The 20,048-nt window shown below is 49.6% G+C and carries 18 protein-coding genes; 11 read left to right on the top strand and 7 right to left on the bottom strand.

The features are described from left to right. Nucleotides 1–81: 81 nt before the first annotated feature. The 11 genes from HS100_22445 to rimO all read left to right on the top strand — a co-directional run bounded on the left by HS100_22445 (nucleotide 82) and on the right by rimO (nucleotide 13,590). Complete coding sequence (locus tag HS100_22445) at nucleotides 82–1,671, top strand: DUF4115 domain-containing protein (GenBank protein ID MBE7436692.1); 1,590 nt, start codon at nucleotides 82–84, stop codon at nucleotides 1,669–1,671. A 28-nt stretch (nucleotides 1,672–1,699) separates the two neighbouring features. Then, entirely contained in the window at nucleotides 1,700–2,623 is a 924-nt protein-coding gene (locus HS100_22440; GenBank protein ID MBE7436691.1) for a hypothetical protein, read from the top strand. 18 nt (nucleotides 2,624–2,641) lie between these two features. Further along, on the top strand, nucleotides 2,642–3,406 hold the full coding sequence (locus HS100_22435; protein ID MBE7436690.1) for a hypothetical protein: 765 nt from the start codon (nucleotides 2,642–2,644) through the stop codon (nucleotides 3,404–3,406). Nucleotides 3,407–3,608: 202 nt separating this feature from the next. Continuing rightward, nucleotides 3,609–4,604: an RHS repeat-associated core domain-containing protein gene (locus tag HS100_22430; protein MBE7436689.1), complete on the top strand. Its 996-nt coding sequence runs from the start codon at nucleotides 3,609–3,611 to the stop codon at nucleotides 4,602–4,604. 15 nt (nucleotides 4,605–4,619) lie between these two features. After that, nucleotides 4,620–5,339, top strand: coding sequence for a hypothetical protein (locus HS100_22425; GenBank protein ID MBE7436688.1), 720 nt, complete (start codon nucleotides 4,620–4,622; stop codon nucleotides 5,337–5,339). Between the two features lie 200 nt (nucleotides 5,340–5,539). Further along, entirely contained in the window at nucleotides 5,540–6,316 is a 777-nt protein-coding gene (locus HS100_22420; protein ID MBE7436687.1) for an RHS repeat-associated core domain-containing protein, read from the top strand. Between the two features lie 1,240 nt (nucleotides 6,317–7,556). After that, the gene (locus tag HS100_22415) at nucleotides 7,557–8,723 is read left to right on the top strand and encodes an RHS repeat-associated core domain-containing protein (protein MBE7436686.1); all 1,167 of its coding nucleotides are present in this window, start codon (nucleotides 7,557–7,559) and stop codon (nucleotides 8,721–8,723) included. A 40-nt stretch (nucleotides 8,724–8,763) separates the two neighbouring features. Continuing rightward, a complete protein-coding gene (locus HS100_22410) occupies nucleotides 8,764–9,777 on the top strand; it encodes a PQQ-binding-like beta-propeller repeat protein (protein ID MBE7436685.1) in 1,014 nt (337 codons plus the stop codon). Between the two features lie 104 nt (nucleotides 9,778–9,881). After that, on the top strand, nucleotides 9,882–11,177 hold the full coding sequence (locus HS100_22405; protein MBE7436684.1) for a hypothetical protein: 1,296 nt from the start codon (nucleotides 9,882–9,884) through the stop codon (nucleotides 11,175–11,177). Beyond that, on the top strand, nucleotides 11,146–11,697 hold the full coding sequence (locus HS100_22400) for a hypothetical protein (GenBank protein ID MBE7436683.1): 552 nt from the start codon (nucleotides 11,146–11,148) through the stop codon (nucleotides 11,695–11,697). The genes HS100_22405 and HS100_22400 overlap by 32 nt, the downstream gene beginning before the upstream one ends. A gap of 540 nt (nucleotides 11,698–12,237) precedes the next feature. Then, nucleotides 12,238–13,590 carry a 30S ribosomal protein S12 methylthiotransferase RimO gene (gene rimO / locus HS100_22395; GenBank protein ID MBE7436682.1) on the top strand — a complete coding sequence of 451 codons (1,353 nt, stop codon included), beginning with the start codon at nucleotides 12,238–12,240 and terminating at the stop codon, nucleotides 13,588–13,590. A 163-nt stretch (nucleotides 13,591–13,753) separates the two neighbouring features. On the opposite strand, the gene HS100_22390 is transcribed toward rimO, so the two are convergent. The 7 genes from HS100_22390 to HS100_22360 form a co-directional block, all read right to left on the bottom strand. After that, complete coding sequence (locus HS100_22390) at nucleotides 13,754–14,260, bottom strand: CopD family protein (GenBank protein ID MBE7436681.1); 507 nt, start codon at nucleotides 14,258–14,260, stop codon at nucleotides 13,754–13,756. A gap of 6 nt (nucleotides 14,261–14,266) precedes the next feature. Continuing rightward, nucleotides 14,267–15,367, bottom strand: a complete 1,101-nt coding sequence (locus HS100_22385; GenBank protein ID MBE7436680.1) for a hypothetical protein — start codon at nucleotides 15,365–15,367, stop codon at nucleotides 14,267–14,269. 94 nt (nucleotides 15,368–15,461) lie between these two features. Beyond that, the gene (locus tag HS100_22380) at nucleotides 15,462–16,967 is read right to left on the bottom strand and encodes a murein biosynthesis integral membrane protein MurJ (protein MBE7436679.1); all 1,506 of its coding nucleotides are present in this window, start codon (nucleotides 16,965–16,967) and stop codon (nucleotides 15,462–15,464) included. An 83-nt stretch (nucleotides 16,968–17,050) separates the two neighbouring features. Next, nucleotides 17,051–17,842, bottom strand: a complete 792-nt coding sequence (locus HS100_22375) for an SDR family oxidoreductase (GenBank protein MBE7436678.1) — start codon at nucleotides 17,840–17,842, stop codon at nucleotides 17,051–17,053. Between the two features lie 59 nt (nucleotides 17,843–17,901). Continuing rightward, nucleotides 17,902–18,183, bottom strand: a complete 282-nt coding sequence (locus HS100_22370) for a DUF503 domain-containing protein (GenBank protein ID MBE7436677.1) — start codon at nucleotides 18,181–18,183, stop codon at nucleotides 17,902–17,904. Between the two features lie 8 nt (nucleotides 18,184–18,191). After that, nucleotides 18,192–19,214, bottom strand: coding sequence for a GNAT family N-acetyltransferase (locus HS100_22365; protein MBE7436676.1), 1,023 nt, complete (start codon nucleotides 19,212–19,214; stop codon nucleotides 18,192–18,194). Beyond that, nucleotides 19,211–20,041, bottom strand: a complete 831-nt coding sequence (locus tag HS100_22360) for a polysaccharide deacetylase family protein (GenBank protein ID MBE7436675.1) — start codon at nucleotides 20,039–20,041, stop codon at nucleotides 19,211–19,213. Before HS100_22360 ends, HS100_22365 begins: the two co-directional genes overlap by 4 nt. Nucleotides 20,042–20,048 lie beyond the last annotated feature (7 nt).

Raw genomic sequence — 20,048 nt, 5'->3', positions numbered from 1 at the left:
CAATTCGCATAAAACGATGCTACGTCATGCGTAAGGGAATGTCAAGGTGGAATTCCGGAAATAGGCATTAAAATAGTGCCGATGCCTGAAACCATCGGTCAACGCTTGAAGCGCGAGCGGGAGGCGCGATATATCTCCCTCGAAAAGGCGGCGGAGGAAACGCGCATCCGCCGCGCCTTTTTGCAGGCGCTCGAGGCGGACGATTTTTCCGTCATGCCGTCCGCCGCGCAGGGGCGCGGTTTTTTGCGCAACTATGCCGAATATCTCGGCGTCGATATCGATGAATTGATCGCCGAGTTTCAGCGCAACCCCATTCCGCCCGCCGAAGTGAGCGGACCTCTCCCGCAGATCAACCTTTCCGAGACGGAACTGCCGCCGTTGGTGGATTCGAAAGAGGATGAACCTGCGCCTCGTTTCCGGATGCTTCGCCCCGTCTCGGCACTCGTCCGCTTGTTGAGACGCAAACCCAGAGCGGAATCTGCGCCGGAGACGGTTCAAGAACCAGCCGAAGAATCCCAGGGTCAGCCGCCAGCGGAGACCACAACCGATGGAGAGAAACAAGTTGAAGTCCGGGATGAAGCGAAGCAAGACCTTTGGAAACGAATCTCTTCCGGGTTCGGGGTCAAACTCGATAAGGAAGAATCTGCCCCGGCGGTTGTGGTTCAAGCGGCGGGAACCGAACAACAAGCGCCTGAACCCGGGCTGCCGGATAAACCCGCCGATGCGATCATGGCGGAAATTGGGACCAAACTGCGCGAACGGCGCGAGATGATCAGCCTGACGGTTGCAGAGGTGGAACGGCATATCCGCCTGCGCGTGAATTATGTGAAGGCTTTGGAGGAGGGCGCGTTCGAGAAATTGCCGTCGACCGTGCAAACCCGCGGGATGCTTTCGAATTACGCGAATTTTCTGGGCTTGGACGTGGATGAGGTGTTGCTGCGTTACGCGGATGCGCTTCAGGTGAAACGCCGGGAAAAATATGCGGAGACTCCGCGGGATAAAATAGAAACACAGGTCAAACCCACGATTCCGTTCTTGAGGACGTTCATTGCGGGAGACCTGATCTTTGGAATGTTGATGGTGGTGACGCTGGCCGCGCTGGCGATCTGGGGAGTGGGACGGATTGTCAGTGTGAGGGAAGAACAAGCCGAACCCACTGCGCCGTCCATTATCGAGGTGTTGATCGAAACAGCGGAACCGACGGGTCTGGATGATGCGGCGGTTTCCACGGAGGAGGGCAGCCTCGATGGAACGCCAGGACCGGCCGTGGAAGGGTTTACCACCCCTGAAGTCCAGGCATCGCCCTCCGATGCGAACGTTGCGGTAAGCGTATTTGCGCTGGGGCGCGTATATGTAAAAATTCTGGTGGATGGAACGGTCGCTTTCGAAGGACGCATGGCGCCGCGCGAGACCCGGGATTTTGCGGCGGAGAACCAGATCGTGATCCTTACCGGGGACGGTTCTTCCCTGAGAATTACGTATAATGGGACGGATCTTGGCTTGATGGGCGGACCTGGTGAAGTGATCAGCCGGGTGTATTCCGTGTCCGGCGTTTCGACGCCGACCGCCACCATTCCTCCGACGGCGACAAATACGCCGCTGACGACTCCGACGGTTTCTCCCACTGTGACGCGCACGCCTACGGCGACTGGAACAGCGACAGGCCCTTAAACAGCGATCGCTATCATTTATATTCTCTATGTCAGCAAGGTATCACAGCCCACTCGAAGGGAGGTTCCTGTCACGGGATACGTGGGGCGGGGACTACAACCGTCCCATGTCGCTGAACCGGTGGGGGTATGTGGAGGGGAATCCGGTCAATTTGGTGGATCCGAGTGGAAATAGACCGTATCCTCCACAGCATTGCGTTTGGGATCCTAGTCAAAACGTTCCATATGTAGAAACATTTGCCAAGATTTCAAAATCAGATTGGCTTAATACCTATGCAATGGCTGGGGTGGCTGTTCAGTGTTGGGCAGAAAGTTATGATTGGAAAGTAAATGATGACTATGATGGACAAGGTCCAGGGAAAATTACTAACAAAGAAAAAGAAACACCTTATGGTGAAAGGATTCCAAACCCTAAACATCCGAATAAAGAAAATGAGCACAGAGGGTATGGTATTTTATGCTATACCATTACAAAGTTTGATAAGAAATTAATGAAATATGTTCCATGCACTATCTGTAAAACAGAGGAGGAAATGGATGCCCTTTATGGAGCCGGAAACTATAAACAAGAGAATCCACATGGCCAAACAGAAAAATCATGGGCAATTGAATATATGCGTAGGCGTATTAAACTCGCAACGGATACTTGTATTGCTGCTGGATGTAGTTCGACTGATATATATATAGTGGCAGCTCTCGCTCAAAATGGACCGGGGTTTACAAAGTTTAATCTTATTCGGGATGGTCTTACCGCAAAGGCGAACAGAATAAATGAGAAAGGTATAACCATAAAATGGTATGAATGGTTTAGAGATGGTTCATGCGTTAATACTTCTCAGCAATTAAATAGATTTGAAAAGGCTACAGATGAACTAAAAACTTGGTATATGCCTAGAGATATTAATTTTAATACCATTCACGAATTGCAAAGAATTCATTTGTGTCTGAATTAAAAAAAGAGGTTAAATAGGATGATAAAGCGATTAAAAGGTAGCATAAAATGGTCGCCTATATTTTTGACAACCTTAATTTTTATCACTGTTACGTCGTGTGACAATTATGAACGAGAATATCCTACCCAAGGAGCGAATTCTAATTCTGTAGATTATCTTATTGCTCCAGACACCATCTTGAGCACTTTGTCTCAAGGAGATTCGAATGTATTCTTTCCAGTAAAAGCAACTCCCGGCACAAATGATGATATTCTACCTGATGGCTCTTTTTCATGGACCCAAGCTGATTATTTAAAAATCGTAGCTGCCCTCAGTCAGCATGCTTGGGGGGACCAATTAGAAGGCTGGGAACTATATTCATTAGATTTTGATCGAAATTGCCGCAATCTGAATGTTGGATTCGATTCTTTTAAAGCAACCTACTATAAAGAAATCACAATAAACTCTGAGGAGAGGTATATTACACGACAAATTGATATTTTCCCATTGGCAAAATTAGTTTCTTGGCGGGATGGAGCAGACTACCCCCATTCGTTTTTGAAACCTTGGCATGCCAATGACTATAAAAATTTCAACTTTACTGCTGATCAAGCATTGCGGATAGCGGAAGAAAATGGCGGAACTGATGCAAGATTAAAAGCTAATAATGAATGTAGAATATTAGTGAGTATAAATCAAAGAAATCAAAATAAATGGAGTGTAACCTATTACCCCTTAGTTTCATTTCAGGTTTTAATTAATCCATACAATGGTGAGTTTATAATATTTAATGAACTCCACTAAAAATGGTCAATGATCTACCATCGACTGTTCATTCGGTTATGAAGCTGCTAACAGGTTATACGACATAAACGGAATCAACCACGTATTTGATGATAATGGGAATTTACTGGGCGACGGCGCGAACACCTACCTCTACGGCAATGGACGCATCTCGCAGACCGGCAGTGTCACTGAATATTTCCTCGGAGATGCTTTGGGAAGCGTGCGTCAACTGACCGATGCCAGCGGAGAAATTACGCTTGCCAAGAGTTACGATCCTTATGGCACAGTGACTTTGAGCAGCGGCAGCGGGACAAGTCCATTTGCATATACGGGCGAACAGCAGGACGCTTCGGGGCTGACCTATCTCCGCGCAAGGTATTACTCAAGCGGCGATGGGAGGTTCCTGTCACGGGATACGTGGGGCGGGGATTACAACCGTCCCTTGTCCCTGAACCGGTGGGGGTATGTGGAGGGGAATCCGGTCAATTTTGTGGACCCAACTGGGCATATTTCCGAAGGAATGCAAGCTAGAAAAGCCGATTTGATTGTGGAGAAGCTAAAGTCATATAACGTTTATGTTGTGAAAGATTGGGGTTATAAACTAATTCCTATTCCCAACCCCAAATCTTCCAGATATCAGCCAACCACCTACCGATGCGAATGGCAGGAAGGAAATTGGCGAAATGTGCGTGAGCTTGAATGGACACTTGACGGTGTTGGAGCAATGGCTAAGAAATTGGGAGGAATAGGAAGATTCTGGGTAGCATTAAGGGGAAGACCCATCAAGTTTGTACGCATGGCGGAAGATAAACATCCCCGTGGCGCTGCCGCATGGACAATTTTAGATGTGAAAATTTATAACGACACCTATTATCATGGGAAAATGGTAGCGGGAGCAATAATTACGCATGAACTTGCTCATGTTTGGGATACGCGACAATTTCCTGTTTTCAAGTTGAGCAAGGAGATGAATTCTCGCACGAAGTCATTTGACATCTATTGTAATAACGACTTCGATTCCTCATGTTTTAAATTCAACAATCGCGGAGAATTGCCACCCACCCCGTATGGGCAAACTGGCCCAAGAGAGGATTTTGCTGACAGTTTTGCGATCTGTGTATATCCAAACTTTAAGGGCGTTCCATCTCTGAAAAATTATCCGACTCGCAAGGGTTATATTGAAGGATTGCTCAATGGTAATAAGTGTTCTCAATAAGCATACAGGGAATACATGATGATACGAGATTGGGCAATTTACCGAATTGCAATTACGGGCGTATTAGGAGCCTTACTTTTTGGATGTATAGGCTCTACACCCACCCCCGCTTCCGTGATAACGCCTTCACCCGAGCAAATGGATAAAAGCCTCTTTACCGGAATTCCCTGTTCGGCGCCGTGTTGGCAGGGGCTTGAGGTTGGCGAATCGAGCGAGAGTGATGTAACCTCAATTCTACCAACACTAACTTTCATTGACCACAAAGAAATACAAATATTTCAAGTGTCAATGCCGAACTATGATTTCAGCGCGTCCGCTCCTGGGGTGTTGATTGAGGCAAACTGTATCAATTCTAACCAAATTTGCCTAACACTGGCTGTTATAGATGATATTCTCACTAAAATTGTAGTTGGCTTCAATTACAAAATTACGCAAGATGAAGTAGTTAAATTTTTAGGAGAACCAGATTACATAGGATTTGGCAACCTTGGCTCGGAAAGGGTCATGTGTGAAGTTTACTTAGTGTGGATGAATAGCCGCTTGGTTCTTGCCTCAAGATTCGAAGATCTTGAGCAAGCGGAGAAGTATTGTTATATCGTGGACGAAGAAGGGAGGGCACCTTCAAATTTATTAATTTTAGAAGCAAGATATTTATCAGAAGCGGAACTAAACGCCTACTTGTCGTCAATATCCAGCAAGTTTTTTGAATTTACAGGAGCAGGCCCAGATAAGTAGCATCATAGGATATTCTCCCTCCAATCCACAGCAGACTCTTCAAACCGTGACGATTGACTACATCTACGATCCGTTAAACCGTCTCAACGCCGCGGACTATTCGACCGGTGACTACTATCACTACTCCTACGACGCAGTGGGGAACAGAATGACGGAAGAAAACCAGTTATCAGTATGATGTCGCGAATAGACTCACAAGCGTGAATGGAGTCAATTACACATTCGACGACAACGGGAATCTGCTCAGGGACGGCGTGAACACCTACGTCTATGATTCCGCCAATCGGCTGATCTCGGTCAACGGCACGGAAACCTACACCTACAACGGGCTTGGCGACCGTCTCACACAAAATGGGACTCAATACGTCCTCGATCTCAACGCTGGCTTGACCCAAGTCCTCAGCGACAGAACAAATTCATATCTTTACGGCAATGGACGCATATCACAGACCGGCAGTGTCACCGAGTATTTCCTGGGCGATGCTTTGGGGAGCGTGCGTCAACTGACCGACCCCAACGGAGAAATTACGCTTGCGAAGAGTTATAATCCTTATGGAAATGTGACTTTGAGCAGCGGGGACGGGACAAGTCCCTTTGCGTATACAGGCGAACAGCAGGATGCTTCAGGGCTGACCTATCTCCGCGCAAGGTACTACTCAAGCGGCGATGGGAGATTCCTGTCACGCGATACGTGGGGCGGGGATTACATCAATCCGCTGTCGCTGAACCGGTGGATGTATGTGGAGGGGAATCCGGTGAACCGTATTGATCCCACAGGTCATATTGCGGAGGGACATGATGCGCGGACTGCTGATGTTATCAGGGGTAAATTACGAGTACTATATGGGGTAGAAATCGAAAAAGACTGGGGCTATGTCAAGCAGTATGCGCCAAGTGGGGTAGCCCTGCCAACATGTGTGTGGAAAGAAGGGAATTGGGGAAGCGCTGATGAGTTTTATAACGTTTTAATGGTGTAAGAGCCACTGCCAAGGGATGGGTGGGATCACAAAATTTAGATCGGCAATGAGGTTTCAACCGGTCAAAATAAGACGCGTGGATCTTGATGGGAATACACACCACATACTTTACCGTTCCTACATATTGTATATTTAACTATGGGATTACAAATCGAAACTATATAAACTATACAACCATTCATGAATTTGGGCATGTGTGGATATCCGCACCGGATTTCGTTTAAGTTCTGAGATGTCCAGAGTGGTTGGTTCCTATTATTGCACCCCATACCCACTCCTGCTTGTTACTATGACGCGACCGGGGTCAAGAGGCCCTCCAGAACCTATGCGGGATCAAATGCTCGCGAGGATTGGGCTGAATCATTTGCAGATTATAGTGACCCGCATTACCATCCGTGTTACTTTTGGGATCGATAAGGAAACAATATGTACAGGATAAAAATTAACTCTATTCATTAAACGGTTAATTTTATATTTGTTCTGGCGCTAACCGGCTGTTCTGCACGAATTTCTACCCGAATAAAATACCGATAGTTGATCGGAGTTTCCTGACTGGTGAAATTTGTGATCCGCCTTGTTGGTATGGACTGGAAATAAATAAATCGACAAAAGAGGATGCCTTATCTACCTTGAAACAATCGCCTTTCATCGATGGTAATAGTATTAATGAGTACGAGACTTACTTGTTCAATAATGCCCCTGGCAAGCGAAATTTCATACAAATGCGTAGAAAGTAATAAATACCCATGTGGTATCTTGACCTTCTATGGCGGTAAATTAATAAAAATTTGATAGGTTGAAGTTTGAACTCACGCTTAAAATGCGGTTGAGCGTTTGGGAACGCCTGATCATTTAATCTATTTTACCAAGCCCATACGGAAGATGTGAAATCACGGTGACATGGATAAAAAGGAGCAGCTGTAACTGTTCGCGATAAAATGATTACAACGAATGTGAAAGCATTATAGATGGTAATAACGTGTCACCAAAAATTTTGATTGACACAATCCTTTATACATCACCTGAAATCCTGGAGGAGCATTATGTAAAAAATCCGGGGACTTGTTGTACAACTTTGCAATGGTCTGGATTTAATGAATGATATAGCCCAAATTCCTATAGCTATGATCCTGACAACCGGCTCATTTCCACTAAATGGACAACGACCTACACCTACAACGGACTTGGCGACCGCCTCACCCAAAATGGGACTCAATACGTCCTCGACCTTAATACTGACTTGACTCAAGTCCTGAAAGACGGCACGAATTCCTTCCTCTACGGCAATGGACGCATATCACAGACCGGCAGTGTCACTGAGTATTTCCTGGGCGATGCGTTGGGGAGCGTGCGCCAGTTGACCGACGCCAGCGGAGAAATTACCCTTGCAAAGAATTACGATCCCTATGGGACAGTGACTTTGAGCAGCGGTAATGGGACAAGTCCGTTTGCGTATACGGACGAACAGCAGGATGCTTCGGGGCTGACCTATCTCCGCGCAAGGTATTACTCAAGCTGTGATGGGAGATTCCTGTCACGCGATACGTGGGGCGGGGATTACATCAATCCGCTGTCGCTGAACCGGTGGATGTATGTGGAGGGGAATCCGGTCAATTTGGTGGATCCGACGGGTCGAGCCCCCTTGAGCTTAGGTTATATTGAAGGGCGTTCATGGGGCGGCGGAGTTGGCAATGGATATATTGAAGGAGTGGAAATTGTTTACGATTACGCAACCATGTCTAGGGCAAGATTTACGTATACAGGCGTAGTTGGGGGATTCTTGTTAGAATCTTGGGGGGGAACGATTTATACTGGAGGTGTTGAAGGTTTCCGTTATGATACGAATAAAAGAAGTACATTCATAAATAGTGATTACTCGGGACTATCAATAGGCGGCTATGGTGATTCGTGCATTGCTTGTATACCTTTAATAGGAGGGTTGCAAGGTGGAGGCGGGTATTTCCATAACCGTGATTGGAGCATAAAAGGAGCATTTTTATATGTGTCGCTGGGATTTGGTCACTTGCCAATAGATGGGACGGGATTTGAGAGTAATTACACAATGCGTGGGTCTATTGATTATTATGCAGATAAAGATGGATATGTGAATCGCGGGAGGTTGATCTCTGATATTCTCTCAGGGAGCCGTTCTCCCGCTCTAGGTATCTTTTCCAGCGCATCAATGCTATTTGCGAGCGCAAGGAATGGTCAAATAGGACTGGCATTGCTTGCCGCTAAGCGTTATGAGGATTTTCATGTCCGAAATCCCTTCACTTGCCCAAAGCCACAGAAACCTTATGGGCCGCCAAAACCTACAGATACACCCCATCCCGCGCCGACCATGCCGCCACCATTCCCACCCTCGCCCGATCCGTTTGAAATTCCCGTACCTTGGATTACGCCATAAATATTTGAATAACGAAAAACGACTTGCGCATGAGGATGATATGCGATTAAACCAATTTTTCATCTGGTTATCCAGGCGAAGCGCCCCTATAGCATTATTGATTGTTATTGTTTCTGTGATGATTGTGATTCAAATTTTGGTCGAGAAGATTAATCACCCCAAAATACTGCACACAATAAATCCAACCGAAACAAATGCAACAGTAATATGGTCAAATGACGAATTATCAGATCAAATGATCGCTAGTGGAAATATGCTGCTTGCTGTAACAGCAGATGGAGATGAACTTATTGCCTACGATCTGTTGACCAGAAAAACAGTATGGAAAACAAATCGCCCTTCTACCCGCCCAGGGGCAAGGGGGTTGGTTGTGTATGAAAATATGATATTTTTGCCTAATAGCGTGGCGGTAGACGCATACAACTTGACATCCGGTGAGCTAGTGTGGACGATTTTTTTAGGCGATGGACATGTGGATGTAATTCTTCAGATTGATGGTGAAATTCTAAGAGTTTATTATGGAGATTACATATATCAGATTGACCCTTCGACAGGAGCCATTTTATCCAAGACTAATAAAGAAAAAACATTGTGGACGGTGGAGAATATTTTATTCAGAAAACTGGGCGACTATGAAGTTGAAGCAGTCGATGATCGGACTGGGAGGGTATTATGGAAACAAGGCGATCCATTTTTTGTGGGTGAAGAAAGGGCGCCGCAAAAAGCAGGAGATCATACATTAGTTGTCAGTATGCCAAATAATGGAATATGCTCCCTAAGTTTAGAAAACGGGTATCAAAATTGGTGTAGCCGAGAAATTTATATTTCAAATGTTGCTCTTGACTTCCAGTCAATGCGAGCATATGTATTGAGAGAGGATATTTCTCTTGTAGTTATTGACTTGCTGTCCGGTGCTATCTTGCGCGAGATCGATTTTTCCACTAACATTGAGAACGATGATTTGACTTATGGCAAGGTAGGGTACAGTGGTGGCGTAATAATTGTTTATTTTGCTGATAGCGGGCAAACTTTTGGATTATTATTGAAACAATGATTTGAGAAATCCATGGTAAAGGCACAAACTTATTCAGTTTTTACAGCCACTATGCCTACGACGCTGTGGGGAACAGGCTGTCTCAGGAAAGTTTTGTCAATGACTTGCTGTCCACAACGAATTCTGTCTACGATGATGCCGACCGCCTATCCAGCGTGAACGCAGTCAATTACACCTTCGACGACAATGGGAATTTACTCAGTGACGGCGTGAACACCTACGTCTATGATTCCGCCAATCGGCTGATCTCGGTCAACGGCACGGAAACCTACACCTACAACGGGCTTGGCGACCGCCTCACCCAAAATGGGACTCAATACGTCCTCGACCTTAATACTGACTTGACTCAAGTCCTGAAAGACGGCACGAATTCCTACCTCTACGGCAACGGTCGCATCTCGCAGACCGGCAGTGTCACCGAGTATTTCCTCGGCGACGCCTTGGGGAGCGTGCGTCAACTTGCCTATGCCAGCGGAGATATTGCGCTTGCAAAGAGTTATGATCCGTATGGGAATGTGACTTTGAGCAGCGGGGACGGGACAAGTCCCTTTGCGTATACAGGCGAACAGCAGGATGCTTCAGGGCTGACCTATCTCCGCGCAAGGTACTACTCAAGCGGCGATGGGAGATTCCTGTCACGCGATACGTGGGGCGGGGATTACATCAATCCGCTGTCGCTGAACCGGTGGATGTATGTGGAGGGGAATCCGGTGAACCGTATTGATCCCACAGGTCATATTGCGGAGGGACATGATGCGCGGACTGCTGATGTTATCAGGGGTAAATTACGAGTACTATATGGGGTAGAAATCGAAAAAGACTGGGGCTATGTCAAGCAGTATGCGCCAAGTGGGGTAGCCCTGCCAACATGTGTGTGGAAAGAAGGGAATTGGGGAAGCGCTGATGAGTTTTATAACGTTTTTAATGGTGTAAGAGCCACTGCCAAGGGGATGGGTGGGATCACAAAATTTAGATCGGCAATGAGGTTTCAACCGGTCAAAATAAGACGCGTGGATCTTGATGGGGAATACACACCACATACTTTACCGTTCCTACATATTGTATATTTTAACTATGGGATTACAAATCGAAACTATATAAACTATACAACCATTCATGAATTTGGGCATGTGTGGGATATCCGCACCGGATTTCGTTTAAGTTCTGAGATGTCCAGAGTGGTTGGTTCCTATTATTGCACCCCATACCCCACTCCTGCTTGTTACTATGACGCGACCCAGGGTCAAGAGGCTCCTCCAGGAACCTATGCGGGATCAAATGCTCGCGAGGATTGGGCTGAATCATTTGCAGATTATAGTGACCCGCATTACCATCCAGGTTACTTTTTGGGATCGATAAGGAAACAATATGTACAGGATAAAATTAACTCTATTCATTAAACGGTTAATTTTTATATTTGTTCTGGCGCTAACCGGCTGTTCTGCACGAATTTCTACTCCGAATAAAATACCGATAGTTGATCGGAGTTTCCTGACTGGTGAAATTTGTGATCCGCCTTGTTGGTATGGACTGGAAATAAATAAATCGACAAAAGAGGATGCCTTATCTACCTTGAAACAATCGCCTTTCATCGATGGTAATAGTATTAATGAGTACGAGACTTACTTGTTCAATAATGGCCCCTTGGCAAGCGAAATTTCATACAAATGCGTAGAAAGTAATAAATACCCATGTGGTATCTTGACCTTCTATGGCGGTAAATTAATAAAAAATTTGATAGGTGTGAAGTTTGAACTCACGCTTAAAAATGCGGTTGAGCGTTTGGGAACGCCTGATCATTTAATCTATTTTTGGCCAAGCCCATACGGAAGATGTGAAATCACGGTGACATGGATAAAAAAGGGAGCAGCTGTAACTGTTCGCGATAAAATGATTACAACGAATGTGAAAGCATTATAGATGGTAATAACGTGTCACCAAAAATTTTGATTGACACAATCCTTTATACATCACCTGAAATCCTGGAGGAGCATTATGTAAAAAATCCGGGGACTTGTTGTACAACTTTGCAATGGTCTGGATTTAATGAATGATATAGCCCAAATTCCTATAGCTATGATCCTGACAACCGGCTCATTTCCACTAAATGGACAACGACCTACACCTACAACGGACTTGGCGACCGCCTCACCCAAAATGGGACTCAATACGTCCTCGACCTTAATACTGACTTGACTCAAGTCCTGAAAGACGGCACGAATTCCTACCTCTACGGCAACGGTCGCATCTCGCAGACCGGCAGTGTCACCGAGTATTTCCTCGGCGACGCCTTGGGGAGCGTGCGTCAACTTGCCTATGCCAGCGGAGATATTGCGCTTGCAAAGAGTTATGATCCGTATGGGAATGTGACCTACACCGCTGGGACTTCGTCCACTCCCCACGGCTTCATAGGCGAGACGAACGACGCGTCTCCCTGTATAATTGGCGCAGAGGAAATCTGTGACCAAACAAACTTTTCACCTGGTATCCCTTGGCTGCTCGAAGAACACGGTCGATTCCGATTCGATGGCGCAATTGCTGGCAGGCGAAGGATATCGCTTTGTCGAAGACCCGTCGAAGGCTTCGGTTTTGATCGTCAACACCTGCGGGTTCATCGGTCCCGCCAAGGACGAGTCGTATCGCGTGCTGGGCGAACTGGCGCAAGGCAAAAGGAAGCATCAGGTCCTCATCGCGGCGGGATGCCTGACCCAGCGCTATGGTGTGGAGGTTGCAAAAAGAGTCCCCGGCATCGATGCGATCCTGGGCACACGGCGCTGGATGGACATCGTTCAGGTTGTCGATGAGGTTAGAAAAGGTAAACATCCCGAACCTGTTTATCATTTGCCCGAAGCGCCCACGGTCGGCGCAGATGAACACGGCGCGTTGCGCGTCAGCGTGACGGGGCCGAGCGCCTATCTAAAAATCGCGGATGGATGCAGGCGGCCCTGCGCGTTTTGCGCGATTCCGCTCATCAAGGGCACGGCAGTTTCCCGCCCGGTCGAGTCCATCATCCATGAGGCGCGGGTCCTGCGGGATAACGGCGTTCGGGAATTGATTCTTATAGCGCAGGACTCGACGGATTACGGCCACGACCTCGGAATGAAAGATGGATTGGCTGTCCTGCTCGAGCAGTTGACCGACTCCGTGCCCGATATGGATTGGATCCGCATCATGTATGCCTTCCCGGGATACGTCACCGACAGGCTGATCGATGTGATGGCGACCCGCAAACAAATTTTGCCCTATCTCGACATTCCCCTTCAGCATGCCCATCCCAAGACCTTATACCGGATGAGACGCCCATCCAACATGGATTGGGTGTATAAAACGCTCGGAAAAATGCGCTCGACGATCGAGGACCTTGCCATTCGAACGACGTTCATCGTCGGCTACCCCGGCGAGACGGAAGAGGAATTCCAGGCATTGTACGATTTTGTGAACGAGATGCGCTTCGACCGCGCCGGGACATTTCAGTTTTCCTTCGAACCCGGTACTACTTCTGCGCCGCTGGGCGATCCCGTCCCCAAAGAGGTCAAGCAGGAACGGGAGGGACGCCTGATGGAACTCCAGCAGAATATTTCGCTTCAGGTCAACCAGTCTTATGTGGGCAGGACTTTGGATGTGTTGGTGGAAGGATTCGATAACGGCATATCGGTCGGGCGGTCTTATCGCGACGCGCCGGAGGTCGATGGGTATCTGGTGGTGGAAGGCAGGGCGAATGTGGGCGATATCGTCCCGGTCAGGATCACCGGCGCGTTCGCATACGATCTGACTGGTGTCCTTGCGGAACAGCCTAGTTTGATAAAGTTATAGCAACGTAATTTACCCCAAATTTAATCGGGACGCGGACAAGCGCAGACCGCGAAGCGCGCGGGAAAGGATTAAAAACGCGTTTTCAGTGTTAATCGGCGTTCCATTTGTTCTTAAAAACGAACTCACCCGAGAAACCTTAATCTCCGGGTGAGTCGTGTTTGATTCAAGATACTCTTGCCAGCGCTGTGGCTGCCAGGATCAGCGCCGAGAGCAGCAGGTTGACCCTCAAGAGTCTGGTTTCCCTTTTTTGCAGATGGGCAAGCTCGGCTTCATCTGCCCTGTCTTTTTTTAGAAGAAGGCGCTGGATCGCAGGGAGAACTTCCCAGGTTTGGATGGCGCTGACTACGACCATGAGGACGGCGAATCCGTGTTTGGCGAGGATGGCGAGCGACCATTGCGTGCTGATCGAAAGGAATCCGTCATAATGCGGGCTGGTGCTCAACTGAAACAATCCCGTAACCAAAAGGACGCCCATGCAGAACCAGGCAAGGGGCTCGAGTCGCTTTTGAAGGGCGGAGACAAGGCTGAGTTGGTCCGCCAGTTTCAAGGTCCGTTTTGATGCGGGGAGGAAGAGCAGGTTGATCGCCGCCAGGCTCCCGATCCATGTCACAGTGGCGAGGAAGTGCATCCAATAGATCACCGCCAATGCGGTTGTGGAAGGCGCGCTCATGGATGATTACGGGGTGGCTGTGGGGATCTCGGCTGGAGGAGGTTCTGTGGCGGGCGGCTCTGTCGCCGGGTAGCAGTTGGCATAAGCCTGGTTTTGTCTTGCGAGGCTGGCTTCATCCAGTTGACCCAGGCTTGCTGCTTTTGCATACTGGTCGTAAGCTCCGCAAAACTCCTGCACTGCGAACATCTCGTCAGCGAAGCGCGACGATGCGATGACGAAACGCTGGGCGGCGGTCATGGTCCCATCCCACATCGAGGGCCACCCGGCGGATACCTGCTCGAAGTTGTTCGCGGCTTGTTCCCAATCGAGTTCCCAGAAACTTGCGCCTACCATGTAGGCCCGCGCGCCGTCGCGCAATCCTTTCGCCGTGTTATCGAGCGGACCGAAACGTTCGGCGAGGGTCAGGAAGTAAATGCCGCCTTCAAGGTTGCCTTCTTTTGTGATCAGGTCGTGTCCCTTGTTGCGAAGCGCGAAATAATACATGCCGTCGACCTGCGCCGCTTTGTAATTCTGGTCCAGTTTGCGGACGGTATCCAAAGCCGTCAACGCGCCGGTCCAATCCTGGGCGCGGATAAGTTCCTGCGCGCGTAAAAACGCATTTTCCGCGCCGCTGAAATCGGGCGTGGCAGTGGCGGTGGGCGCGGGGGTGGGTGTGGGGATGCTGCTCAACACCAACACCTCGGTCAGTTTTTCCTGCGCGCCGGGGAAGTTCGGGTCTTTCTGGATGATGTATTCCAACCGCTGGCGTGCGTTTTCATACCGTCCGAATTGAATATCGACCAGGGCAAATGAATACTGTTCGGAAAGCTGTTGGACGAGGATGGCATCTTCGGCGTTCTCGCGCGCGTTGATGCCGGAACTGTAACCGCCGAATCCGCCCAGAACGATGAGCAGGATGAATCCCAGGACACCGCCGAGGATGGATTTCCAACGCGATGTTTTCTTTACTGGCGGTGTGGTTTTCGGCTCTTCCGCCGCCGGTCTCTGGTCTTCCACCCCGGCCGGTTTCAGCGGCTGGGTGTCTTCTTCCTTGTACGCCTTCATCTTTTTTGTGCTGTCGGGGTCGGCAGGTTTATTCGATTGTGTGGATTCTAATTCTTCAGACATGGGCGTGATTATACATTCTTTTGATGGATGCTTCTCTGGTGTTTAATTTTGGTTAACCAGGAAAAAAACGGAAGGTTTTAAATGTTGAAGTGTTTTACAACTTCAGAACGATCTTTGCCTCGGACCAGATGATTGCCAGCGAGATGATCCCGCCGACGATCATGCCGATCAATGCGGTGGAGATCGCTCCACCGGGCAGGTAAAGCGCGATCAGGTAGGCAAGTATGCCGCCGACGATTGCCGCAATTAGACCCTTAATGATGACAGTGTTCGTTTTCAGAGTTTCATGGGTGCGTTTTGAGAGCCAGCCCAGGATGATGACGGCTTCGATGAGCAGGGCGATCTCTGCAAAAGCGATGACAGGCGCGCCGATATCTTGGAAGTATGTCACGCCGAGGATGCCGATCGTCAAGAAGATCAACAACCGGATGGCGACCGCATATAAGGGAATCATCGGCTCCTTGCGGGCGTAGAAGGCGCGGATGGCGATCTCATGAATGGTATAGCCGGTCAGCGTGGCGAGATAAGCGCGGGTGGTCCAGGTGATGAGTTGGGAAATTTCTTCTGAAAATCCGAAAATGCCGCGCACGAGGGGGTGAATCCCAGCCGCCATCACTGCCGCAATGGGTAGGGTTAAGGCGATGAGGACACGGAGGGCGCGTTCGACGGTAACGCTGAATCCGTGCCAGTCTTGTTTGGAGGCGAGTTCGGATAAAGCGGGCAGCATGGCTGTTGCGATTGCCGTCCCTAAAATCGTTTCAGGGACTTGCATGATCATCCAGCCGTAGGTGAGCGAAGTCACTGCGCCGACCTGGTCGAGACGTGACGCAAGGTTATCGCGGGCGATGAAGATGATCTGAATTCCCGCCATGGTAAAAAGGCGCGGAGCCATAAGTTTGAGCGCTTCGATCAAACCCGTGTGTCGCAAATCCACGGCGGGCGTCCAGCGAAAGCCGTACATGATCAAGCCGGGAACCTGAATGAGCAGATGGAACGCCGCCCCGAGGATGACTCCGTAAACCAGACCATGAATTCCAAAGCGCGGCACAAGAAATATGGCGCCGAGGATTTGTCCGACGTTATACATACCGGGCGCGAGCGCGGGCAATACGAAATGTTGATTGGCTTGCAGCGAAGCCATCACGAGGCCGCTGATGGAAAAGATGATCGTGCCTATAAGATTCAGGCGCATCAGATCCGCAAGTAATTTGCGCTGCTCTGCTCCAAACCCCGGCGCGATGCCGAGATTGGCGTCCACGATCTGCTGGGCAAAGATGGCAATGAAGATGGCAAAACCGCCTGTAACCAAAAAACCGATGTTCGCCACGCGCGAGAACAAGTCCCATGCGGCGGCGCGGTCCTTGGTGGTGATGTATTCGGTCAGCAGCGGGATGAATGCCATGGCGAGCGCTCCCCCGGAGATCAACGCAAATAACAGGTCGGGGAGGTTGTTTGCGGCGTTGAACGTGTCAAGCAGATGCACTTCATCCGAGTACTGGCGCGAGATGATGCCCGTGCGCACAAAGGCAAGCACTTTGTCGATCAGAAAGAAGAAGGCAACGGTCAGCGAATTACGGGTAAGACGGGAGAGTTTTGTCATTTGTTGGTGATGAGAAATGCTTGGCGATTAAGTGTGCAAGCAGAGCCGAAACGGTTGGAAAGTGTACCATATGGGCAAATCGATCATAGCGTCGCTTTAATGATGCCGCCGTCGACCGCCATGGCGACGCCGTGGATATAGGATGCGGCTGGCGAAACCAGGAACACTGCGGCGTTTGCAAATTCCTGCGGTCGCGCCATCCGCCCCAGGGGAATCTCCGCGGTTTGTTTTGCAAATTCATCTTCGACCTTTGTCTTGTTCGTCTTTGCGCGAAAACCCATCAATTCCTCCACGCGCTCCGTCATCGTCCAGCCGGGCAGGATGGCGTTGAAACGGATATTTTCCCTTCCGAGGTCGAGGGCGAGAGATTTTATCAATCCGATGGTCGCCATGCGGACGCTGTTCGATAGCACAAGGTTTGGCATGGGTTGTTTGACCGTGTAGGAAGTAACCGCTAAAACAGCCGGGGCGGATGACTTTCGTAGATGAGGCAGGGCGGCGCGGATTAAACGGACATGGCTCAGAAAGGAAGCGTCCACCGCCCGCTGCCAGTCGTCTTCATCGAAAGATTCGAAGGGACCCGCCGGAGGTCCGCCCGCATTTGTGATCAGGATATCGAGTCCGCCAAGCGCTTCGACCGTGGCGGTGATCAGCTTTTCCGCCGATGACGTATCGCTCACGTCTCCCGCCAGACCGTATGCCTGTGTGCCTGTTTCGTCCGTGATTTTCTTCGCTGCGGCGACGACTTTTCTTTCGTCACGGCTGTTTAAAACAACCCGGCATCCTTCGCGGGCAAGAGTCGCGGCGGTGGCGTGACCTAATCCACGCGATGATCCTGCAATGAAGGCGCATTTGTCTTTGAGTTGTAGATCCATTGTTTTCTCCTCGCGGCTACGGATTACAGGCTGACATTTTTTACCGTAACATTCGACCTTTAGACCGTTTCGATCCTTGTATCCCAGACATCGCCATCCGGCCAATTCGCCTCCACCCATTTTGCCACAGTTTGCAGCGCTGATTGCAGAAAGGCACGGTCGTTTCCCGCCATGGCACACAGGAGGATGGCTTCATCCCATTTATCATGCAGGTCCATCTCCGCAACGGATACATTGAATTCGCGATGCAGGCGCGACATGAGCGGCTTGATCCGTCCGCGTTTTTCTTTCAGTGAGGCGCAGAGTGGAATGCGCAAATGGATTGTGAGCGTGGCAAGCATGTTCCTGGCTAGACCAGTCCGCGGATGATGTAGGGTCCCAGCAGGCGGACGATGAAGCGCGGCAGGCGCTTCCAAACGGCAATGGCGAATTGGAATTTTGGATTTTTTTGGTTCAATGAGGGGAGCTCATGCCCCGGCGCGAGCCAGTACCAGTACGCAAGCGGCTTTTTTCCCGGAGCCCATTTCGATTTGAAGATATCGTTGCCGGAGCCGGTCAAACTCCGCCCGAGGTCGAACGTCGAAAACCCCTTTTCAATCGCGTTTTCGATAACCGACCAATACAGGAACTCGCCCGCGTAGGAGGAACGCGCGAACCTCAAGACATTGGCATGCAGGTTGAAAATCGTCCTTCCCTGGTGGATGAAAACCCCGCCCCCGGTTATTCGCCCTCTCGCATCATACGTGACCGCAAATTGGAGCGCATCCCCGAGGCGTTCCGCCATCCGCCGCAGATAATTCTTCGAGTGGTATGGCGACCCGAGTTCGTGCATGCTTCGGGAGATCGCTTCGTAGGTATCGTCCAGCAGGTCGAGACGGCCGAGGCGGAAGCTGAATCCCTTCTTGAGCGATTTGCGGATGTGGTTGCGGTGGTCGGATGAGAATCGTTTCATGAGTTCGTCCGTGCTGGCGGGCAGATGAATCAGATAGGTGAAATATACGGGGTGTTCGCTCCAGCCTTCGGGCGGGGGAGAGGCGGTATCGTCGAATCGAAGCGAGACGTATTCGGCTTTGAGTTCCTTTGCGAGGCGGCGGGTCTTATCCAGTAAAAGGTCGCGGGCTTGGATGTTTTCGTACGCGAATCCCCCGTAACTTCCAAAAGGCGCTGTGGCGAGATAATGACCAAATACCGGGTGCCTGACCTCAAGAAGCGACAGCGCACCGAGAGGCTGGTTCCCATCGATGACAGCGAATCGATGAACGGCATGACCGTACATGTCGCCGATGAAATTCATCCACGAATCGATGCCGATATAACTCAGTTTGGAATCGAGAGTTGGGTAATCGAGCGAATCGACTCGTTGGATGTTCATAACTCTTTTACATAGTCCTGCATGGTGGATGTGGGGAAATTCTTGAGAAGGTCTTTGAGGAAGCTGGATTTATTGTATGTGAAAGGGAAGAGCAGGGGATGATGGAACATATCCACCATGAAATTTTGCGGGTATCCTTTTGGCGTGAAAATCTCATACGGGTGCAAAAAGATGACCGGGCTTTTGCCCGCTTTGAAATCGCGCTCGATGATTTTGTAAACCAATTTGCGGAACAGCCCGACGGTAAAACTTGAGCCGTAAGGGAATTCGCCGCGCGCAACGAGCTTAAGATTCATGTGGCGCGGGGCAATTAATTCCGCAGGGAATTTGAGCAGGGGCAATGTGCTGACGGGAACTTCCCATACATTCGCTTTTCGAACCGCCATTCCCGCGGGCGCATATTGCGACGAGCTGTATAGGAAGTTATGTTGTGCAAGCAGGGGGTATGCTTCCTCGACGGTGTTGATCATCGGCGCGCGGTAGCCGCGGGCGTTGTATCGTTGAATCCATTCCGCCGAGGCGTTCAGGTCTTTTTCTATTTCTTTTACATCGTCAAGCCGGCGGTGGATGTGGCAGTGAAATCCAACCTCGTGACCCGCTTTGGAAATTTTTTCCGGCAGTTCGGGGTACCATCCGACCATTTCGCCGACGAGATAGAACGTGGTTTTCGATCCGCCGAAAATGTCAAGGATCGGGTCCAATGCGTGGCGCGAGGTCTCATTGTCCAGGCGAAGACGGGTTTCGGGCGGCAGAAAATCGTAGCGGCGGGAGGGCGCAAACCAGGATTCGTAATCGATGGTGATGAGCAGGCGCGGGGAGGGTGTCATGATGGCG

This window comes from Anaerolineales bacterium, assembly GCA_015075725.1.
Taxonomy (GTDB): domain Bacteria; phylum Chloroflexota; class Anaerolineae; order Anaerolineales; family Villigracilaceae; genus Villigracilis.
Note: the sequence above shows the minus strand (reverse complement) of the source record. Positions and strands in the feature narration are given on the sequence as shown.